Below are 7,285 nucleotides of genomic sequence, written 5' to 3' on the forward strand. Positions count from 1 at the left end.
TCATAACTCTAAGGAACTCTTTCTGCCTATCACCTCCCCCCTTGCGAGGTACTCACCCCCTCCGACTCCCCCGTTATCGGGGGAGAGCAACCTCCCGGGAGGAGGAGAATAGAGATACTCTATTAATCTTTACTCTTATCAATCATTTGTATTGCCAAATAATCATTTATAGTAACAGTATAAGTTAATTATGAAAATATGCTTAAGTACTAATCTATTCTTATATCCTCTTTTGTCTCAAGACAATTAAGGAAAGTATATCAATTACAGTGAGAAAGAAACTCTTAATTTGTTGGATAAAACATTATAATCAATGAAAAAACATTCCTTAAAAGATTGGTTAATAGCCGTGCGCCCCTGGTCATTTCCGGCGTCGGCAATGCCGGTGCTTGTGACGCTGGTATATTTGTATTGGGCACATAGTACGATATTGTGGGTAAACGGATTGTTGGCATTAGCCAGTATCATCTTCTTTCATGCCTCAGGCAATGCATGGAGTGATTATTTTGATTTCGAAAAAGGAGTAGACCGGGAGGATACGTTTGGTGTGAAAACCTTGACGAGCGGACAATTCACGCCGAGGGAGATACGTAATCTGGCTTTGGGCTTGTTGGTTCCGGCTTTGGCATTAGGTCTTTGGCTGATGTACCGTACAGGATTACCTTTGTTCTGGATCGGATTGGGCGGACTGGCCTGTTCCCTGCTTTATCCGTGGCTGAAATACAGGGCTTTCGGAGATGCTGTTATCTTCGTAGCTTATGCCATACTGCCTACATTAGGAGTATCTTATATTTCTGTCGGCGCATTTATACCCGAGGTTTTGCTGATTATCGTTCCGGTGGGGCTGATAACTGTGGCAATCTTGCATGCTAATAATACCCGCGATATAGAGACGGACGTCCGTGCAGGTATTACTACCTTTGCTATGAAGGCAGGAATGAAGACGAATATCGTTTTGTATCTGTTTGAAGTGCTTTTCCCGATTTTGTGGATTGTTGTATGTGTGGTTTTGGGCTATTTCCCCTGGTGGTCTTTGCTGACAGTGGTGACCGTTCTGCCTGCCGTAGCCAATGTGCGTACCATGCTACGCTTGCCGAAAGAGGGTATTCGTGCCATTTACAATCTGGATGAGAAGACGGCAAAACTACAGCTTCTGTTCAGCTTGTTGTTAACTGTCGGTTTCCTGATATAGAATTTCTTTTTCTGCATTAACTCTACTATGAAACGAGTAATCATTCCGTTATTGGCAGCCGCTTTCCTTTGGTTCTTTATGTTTTCACCTTGGACAAGCGGGATATTCAACTTTTGGACAGCAATGAGCTTTTCGGCTATTGTGTTGATGAATATGGCTTTCCGGCTTCGTCCGCAGTGGTGGGCGGAAGATGTGAGTTTTGATTGGAAGAATATAGCAGGCGGTGTTCTACTGGCGGCAGTTCTTTGGGGAGTGTTTTGGGTGGGAGATAAGGCTTCTGCCTGGCTTTTTGACTTCGCACGTCCTCAGGTGGAACTTATTTATGGAATGAAAACCGGAGAAAGTCCCTGGCTGCTTTCAATACTACTCCTTATATTAATAGGGCCTGCGGAAGAGATATTCTGGCGTGGCTATGTGCAGAACGCCTTTTCTAAACGTTGGAATCCGAACGTGGGCTTTATTGTTACGACTCTTATCTATGCGTTGGTGCATATATGGTCATTCAATTTTATGTTGGTAATGGCAGCTTTGGTGGTTGGCGCTATCTGGGGACTGCTTTACAGGCTTTATCCGCAGAAACTGGGTGCGTTGATTGTGTCTCATGCAGTGTGGGATGTGGCGGTATTCGTTTTATTTCCTATATAGGCATGAGCTGTTTTCATCCATTGGCGTTTTAACTATACTCTTCATTCAAGGGCTTTACGTAAATCTTCCCAATGACTACAAAAGTCTTGCATAGAGGGGAAGAGTATATTGGCGCCGGCATCCAGTAATACTTGCCCGTCGATTGGGCCTGTATTTACAGCTACTGTAAAAAGGCCTGCCGCAGCTCCGGCTTGTACTCCCAGTGGGGCATTTTCTATCACGATTGCTTCGTTTGGTTGTAATCTTCCTTTCTGCAGAGCCATTAAGTATGGTTCCGGATGTGGTTTGCCATATTTCACATCAAATGCCGTTACCATCAGGTTGCGATGGAATATTCCCGGAAAGTTGTGTGACAAGCGGTCTAATAAAGAATGTTGCCCGGAACCTGTAACTACCATTGGAGTTAATCCCTCTGCTTTTATTTTTTGCAATACTTCCCATGCGCCGGATATACGTTCCGGTTCGGGGTGAGTGTTGAATTCAGCGCTCTTCTCCGCATAAATGCTTTGTATCATTTCAGGGGTAGCGTCTTTTCCGTATTGGCGCTGATAGACGATGTTTATGGTCGAAGCTCCGGTGCGTCCTTCGTGCAAGTATGCTTCCTCACGGCTTAGATGCAATCCGTGATGTTCCATAACTTTGTGCCATGCGTCGGCATGATAAGGCATTGAATTGAATAATACGCCATCCATATCGAAAAGGACGGCTTTCAGTTGGATTTGTGGGTATCCGTGTGCTTGTAGATAACGGGTAACAGCTTCTTGAAACATAATAGCTAATATTAATGTTTAGTGTTTAGTGTTTAGTGATTAGTGTTTAGTGATTAGTGATTAGTGATTAGTGGGCTGCGCTATCATGCCGCATGGTACTAATCACTAATCACTAATCACTAATCACTAATCACTAACCACTAACCATTAACCACTAATCACTACAATACTATTCGTTCGAGTTTACAGCCTTGCCTGAATAGCCTTTGATTCTTCTTCGTAACCCGGTTTGTTCAACAGTGCGAACATATTCTTCTTATATGCTTCCACGCCCGGTTGATTGAATGGATTTACACCCAACAAGTAACCGCTTATGCCACATCCGATTTCGAAGAAGTAAAGCAACTGTCCGATGTTGTATTCATCCAGTTTTTCGATAATAATACGCATATTAGGTACACCGCCGTCTACATGTGCCAGTTGAGTTCCCAATTCTGCCATTTTGTTTACTTCGTCTACACGTTTTCCAGCCAGGAAGTTCAGACCGTCCAAGTTGGCTTCATCAGAAGGAACTTCCAATTTATGATCTACTTTCTCCACCGAGATTACTGTTTCAAAGATGGTACGTTCACCTTCCTGAATCCATTGTCCCATAGAGTGTAAATCTGTAGAGAAGTCTACAGCTGCAGGGAAGATACCCTTGTTCTCTTTACCTTCGGACTCTCCGTAAAGCTGTTTCCACCATTCACTTACATAGTGCAGCTTCGGGCAGAAGTTTACAAGGATTTCAATCTTCTTACCGTTCTTGTACAATTCATTACGAGTGGCGGCGTATTGTGCGGCAGGGTTTTGGGCAAACGGTACATCTATGCCACATGCTTTTTCCATATCGGCAGCGCCGGCAATCAATTTCTCAATGTCGAATCCTGCTATTGCAATGGGCAACAGACCTACAGGAGTCAGTACTGAGAAACGTCCGCCTACGTTATCGGGGATGATGAATGATTTGTATCCTTCTTTATCAGCCGTCACACGGGCAGCTCCTTTTTGTGCATCGGTAATAGCTACGATTACTTTCTTGGCCATATCTTTACCGCGCTGATCTTCACATTGTTTTTTCAACAAACGGAAAGCGAGAGCGGTTTCAGTAGTAGTTCCCGATTTGGAGATATTGATTACGCCGAACTTCTTATCTTTCAGAAATTCAGTGAGTTCATACAAATAATCTTCGCTTATATTATGTCCTGCATAAATCATAACGGGAGCGGTTTTCTTATCTTGCAGCCAGGTGAAGCTGTTGGACAAGGCTTCGATAACGGCGCGTGTACCGAGATAACTTCCACCAATTCCGGCAACGATTACTACTTCGCAATTGTCGCGCAGCACTTGTGCTGTGGCTTTCAAATCGGCAAGGTGTTCTTTACTGACAGACGATGGGAGATGCAACCATCCCAAGAAGTCGTTCCCTTTTCCGGTACTGTTTTCTAATGCTTCTTGTGCAGCTTTTACCTGAGCTTCATAAGCGGAAACAGATGCTTCGGAAATAAATCCAAAAGTCTTTTCAATATTCAAACTAATCATACTATTTTAGGTTTTAAATTCAGTAAATTCATTAGGGCTTATACGGAACTAAGGCGTTTTGATACTTGATGTTTTCCAATACCTTATTCTATATCTATATAATGTCTGTTTTAAAAGAAGTTATCGTAACGAGTCGGTCAGTAACTTAATCTCTATCATCGGTGATATGCGTTCGTACAAAATGTTGTGAACAGCATCTAATATTGGCATATTAACGTGATGATGTTTATTGATTTCCTTGATGCACTTGGTTCCGTAATATCCTTCGGCAATCATTTCCATTTCAATTTGCGCGCTTTTTACGGAATATCCTTTGCCTATCATGGTACCGAATGTGCGGTTACGGCTGAAATTGGAGTATCCCGTTACCAGCAAATCTCCTAAATAAACAGAGTCGTTTACGTTCCTGTTCAGCGGATGTACGGTTTGCAGGAAACGGTTCATTTCCTGTATGGCGTTAGATATCAGTACTGCCTGGAAGTTATCACCATATTTCAGACCACTGCAAATACCGGCGGCGATAGCATATACGTTTTTCAGTACGGAACTGTATTCAATACCCACTACGTCATTGCTGGTGGATGTTTTAATGAATGAACTGGCCAGTCGTTGGGAAATAATATGGGCTTTGTCCGTGTCCGGGCAAGCGATGGTAAGGTAAGAGAGACGTTCCAACGCTACTTCTTCCGCATGGCAGGGGCCTGCCAGTACTGCGATGTTTTCGGGTGGAACTCCGTATTCTTTTGTGAAGTACTCCGATACAATCATATTGTCGTCGGGTACGATTCCTTTAATGGCAGTGATGATAAATTTGTCCCGTATCCGTGTCTTCAGCTTTTTCAGGTGATTCTTCAGGTAAGGGGAAGGGGTGACGAATATCAGCGTATCGGATTCTTTCACTACATCGTTGATGTTAGAACTGAAATTAATACGTTTGATATCGAACTTGACGCCCGTCAGGTAGGCAGGATTATGGCCCAGTCGTTTGAAATCGGTAATGCGGTCGTCGCGCCGCATGTACCAATTAATCGAATCTGCCTGGGCAAGTACCATCTTTGCGATGGCTGTCGCCCAGCTTCCCCCGCCCATTATGGCTATCTTTCCGGGTAGTTTCATTTATTTAATTTTCTCTACCCAGCCTTCAACATCGTTTACGGATGGGTTGACCAATTCCAATTTATATTTCTTATTAATGCCACAGATGTCTTGGTGAAGCTTCTGCGGATTAACGTCTTTCATCTCTTCTATCGTGTTGTAGCCCGCTTTCTGGATAACAGCTACCCATTCTTCGGCAATGCCCAGGTTCGTGTATTTGGCGGGGGCATCTTTCGGGGTAACTTTTTCGGGGCGCATTTGTGGGAAGAATAGTACTTCCTGAATGTATGATTTGCCTGTCATTAGCATTGTCAGGCGATCAATGCCGATGCCGATGCCGGATGTGGGAGGCATACCGAACTGCAGGGCGCGCAAGAAATCCTGGTCGATGAACATGGCTTCGTCGTCTCCTTTTTCGCTGAGACGCAATTGGTCAACAAAGCGTTCTTCCTGATCGATAGGGTCGTTCAACTCGCTGTAGGCATTGGCAAGTTCTTTGCCGTTTACCATTAGTTCGAAGCGCTCGGTCAGTCCGGGTTTGCTGCGGTGCATCTTGGTCAGCGGACTCATCTCAACGGGATAGTCGGTAATAAAGGTAGGCTGGATGAAGGTTCCTTCACAGAACTCGCCGAATATTTCGTCTACCAGTTTGCCTTTTCCCATCGTGTCGTTAATCTCCATGTTCAGTTCTTTGCAGATTTGGCGGATTTCGTCTTCACTCTTGCCGTTGAGGTCGTAACCGGTCTTTTCCTTGATGGCGTCCAGGATAGGCAAGCGGCGGTAGGGAGCTTTGAAGCTGATGGTTTTACCGTCGATGGTGGTTTCTGTGTTGCCGTTTACGGCGATGCAGATGCGTTCCAGCAGTTGTTCCGTGAAACTCATCATCCAGTTGTAATCCTTATATTGTACGTATAGTTCGAGACAGGTAAATTCCGGATTGTGATTCTTGTCCATGCCTTCGTTGCGGAAGTTTTTCCCGATTTCATAGACGCCTTCGAAGCCGCCTACAATCAAGCGTTTCAGGTAAAGCTCGGTAGCGATACGCAGATAAAGTTCTATGCTCAACGAGTTGTGGTGGGTAGTGAATGGACGGGCGCTTGCTCCGCCGGCGATGGATTGCAGGATTGGGGTTTCCACTTCTGTGTATCCGGCTTCGTCCAGCACGGCGCGCATTGTTTTGATGACGGTAGCGCGTTTCAGGAAGGTCTCTTTTACGCCGTCGTTCACGATAAGGTCTACATAGCGTTGGCGGTATCTCAGTTCGGGGTCTTCAAAGGAGTCGTATGCTACGCCGTCTTTGTATTTCACGATAGGCAGCGGTTTGATGGACTTAGCCAGTACGGTCAGTTTCTTGGCGTGAATGCTGATTTCGCCCATCTGGGTGCGGAATACGAAACCTTCGATTCCTATGAAGTCTCCTAAGTCGAGCAGGCGTTTGAATACAGTGTTGTAAAGTTCTTTATCTTCTTCCGGGCAGATGTCGTCGCGGGTGATATATACCTGGATGCGACCTTTGGAATCCTGTAGTTCAATAAACGAGGCCTTGCCCATTACGCGGCGTGTCATCATACGTCCGGCTACGGATACTTGGCGAGGTTCTGCGTCGTCTTTAAATTCCGTTTTTATATCTGTGGAGAAAGCATTGGTTACATACTCTGCTGCGGGATAGGGTTCGATACCTATCGCACGAAGTTCATTCATACTGTTACGTCGAATGATTTCCTGTTCACTTAGTTCTAATACATTCATTTCGTTGTACATTAACACAATTTGGGGCAAAAATACGAAACATTTTTTATATTACGGCATGAAGAAGAGAGAATTCAGGGCAACCGTATCAAAATGAAACTTGAGCTGTGTATTTTATATATTCATTTTGATGCGGTTGCCTTGGTGATAGTTTAGCCTGTATTATTCATAAGTGTCTCGTCATAAATGAGAATTTAGCGGTGTGAATGGGTACGCGGATGGCACGGATTAAGCGGATGAACGCGGACGAGCGCGGATTCTTCTTTTTAAAAGGTAATTAGGATCTGGTAAATGATTAGCAGAAGTATCTCTA

Annotated in this window: 6 protein-coding genes; 2 read left to right on the forward strand and 4 right to left on the reverse strand. The window is 44.5% G+C overall.

The annotated features are described in order from the left end of the window. Nucleotides 1-313: 313 nt before the first annotated feature. Together B2Z67_RS15595 and B2Z67_RS15600 are read left to right on the forward strand one after the other, a co-directional pair. Nucleotides 314-1,192: a prenyltransferase gene (locus B2Z67_RS15595; protein ID WP_291530764.1), complete on the forward strand. Its 879-nt coding sequence runs from the start codon at nucleotides 314-316 to the stop codon at nucleotides 1,190-1,192. Between the two features lie 27 nt (nucleotides 1,193-1,219). Continuing rightward, on the forward strand, nucleotides 1,220-1,837 hold the full coding sequence (locus B2Z67_RS15600) for a CPBP family intramembrane glutamic endopeptidase (RefSeq protein WP_291530765.1): 618 nt from the start codon (nucleotides 1,220-1,222) through the stop codon (nucleotides 1,835-1,837). A 41-nt stretch (nucleotides 1,838-1,878) separates the two neighbouring features. On the opposite strand, the gene B2Z67_RS15605 is transcribed toward B2Z67_RS15600, so the two are convergent. From B2Z67_RS15605 to lysS, 4 genes are all read right to left on the reverse strand, one after another. Then, entirely contained in the window at nucleotides 1,879-2,607 is a 729-nt protein-coding gene (locus B2Z67_RS15605; protein WP_291530766.1) for an HAD family hydrolase, read from the reverse strand. Nucleotides 2,608-2,790: 183 nt separating this feature from the next. Continuing rightward, entirely contained in the window at nucleotides 2,791-4,128 is a 1,338-nt protein-coding gene (locus B2Z67_RS15610) for a glucose-6-phosphate isomerase (protein WP_291530767.1), read from the reverse strand. Between the two features lie 120 nt (nucleotides 4,129-4,248). After that, nucleotides 4,249-5,244 carry an NAD(P)H-dependent glycerol-3-phosphate dehydrogenase gene (locus B2Z67_RS15615; protein WP_291530768.1) on the reverse strand — a complete coding sequence of 332 codons (996 nt, stop codon included), beginning with the start codon at nucleotides 5,242-5,244 and terminating at the stop codon, nucleotides 4,249-4,251. After that, complete coding sequence (gene lysS, locus B2Z67_RS15620; RefSeq protein WP_291530769.1) at nucleotides 5,245-6,972, reverse strand: lysine--tRNA ligase; 1,728 nt, start codon at nucleotides 6,970-6,972, stop codon at nucleotides 5,245-5,247. Nucleotides 6,973-7,285 lie beyond the last annotated feature (313 nt).

The sequence above is a fragment of the Bacteroides sp. UBA939 genome, assembly GCF_002293435.1.
Classification (GTDB): Bacteria; Bacteroidota; Bacteroidia; order Bacteroidales; family Bacteroidaceae; genus Bacteroides.